This window comes from Rickettsia australis str. Phillips (assembly GCF_000273745.1).
GTDB lineage: Bacteria > Pseudomonadota > Alphaproteobacteria > Rickettsiales > Rickettsiaceae > Rickettsia > Rickettsia australis.
The window spans coordinates 1-990 of the sequence record NZ_AKVZ01000014.1 but is presented as its reverse complement, the minus strand read 5'-3'; the positions used below and the strand labels follow the sequence as shown (position 1 = coordinate 990).

The window sequence follows — 990 nt, the reverse complement described above, 5'->3', positions numbered from 1 at the left end:
ATCATTATCCGGCATTAATTCATTTGCATTTTCCATTATTGCTTGATTGAGCTTATGTAATTGCTCCTTATTAAGCTTTTTATCTAAAACACTTATAAAAGCTTCCCTTTGTTTTTGCTTACTTGCAGTACTAAAAGCCTGCTGCATCTTTTGCAAAACATCAAAATCAAAATTTTCGTTACCTATTTCTTTGATAACTAAATTTGCTAAATTTTTTGTTTCAGTACTCACTGTTTCTTTTTTATTTTTTGTAGCCATATTTAATATTAATCTAACTTATAATTATTTAAATATAAATGATAGATTAAATTAATTGCTAGAGGTTTTTACTATATTTATAATCAAAACTTTAAGACAGTATCTAGAAAGTCATACTGGACTTTTGCTATCTCCTAGAATTTCTATTGATACTATCTCACCATCTGGTTGAGTATGATTTACTAGCTCTAATATATTTGAAGATGTTAAATTGCTAATATAAACACCGTTTTTATCATTTAAAACACGCTGAACCACGGATAATTTAAAATCATCAGAAGCTCCATATAATGACATTTTTTCTTCAAATACTTTTTTAAATATATCTAATTCCAGTAATTCTTCACTTACACTACTTTCTCTAATATATTCACTCACAAGTAAAAACATTATGCTTTGTGCTAAGCTATTTTTAATATAAAATTCTTTTAAGCATTTTATAAAATTTTCAAAAAAACTTACTTCTTCAATTAATTCTTCAAAAGGAATTTGACAATCAGGAAACAATTCTTGATATAATTTTTTCTGCAATTCCTCTTTTTCAATTAGTGCTTCAAAAGGAATTTGACAATCAGGGAACAATTCTTGATATAATTTTTTCTGCAATTCCTCTTTTTCAAAATTTTTCAAATAAAAATTATCTACTAATAACTTGTAAAGTTCAAGTAGTTTGCTAGGAAAGTTAATTTTTAAAGTTCCTTTTTTATCAACTTCTACAGCAAAATTGTTCCC

General features: G+C 25.6%; 1 protein-coding gene and 1 pseudogene. Both read right to left on the bottom strand.

Annotation, left to right across the window (positions count from 1 at the left end; genetic code table 11):
* Nucleotides 1-258 (bottom strand): annotated as a pseudogene (locus tag A452_RS0102250) (DUF5410 family protein); the annotation flags it as partial.
* Between the two features lie 111 nt (nucleotides 259-369).
* Nucleotides 370-990: DUF5410 family protein (locus A452_RS0102245; protein ID WP_017208505.1), on the bottom strand; the 621-nt coding region annotated here is incomplete at its 5' end.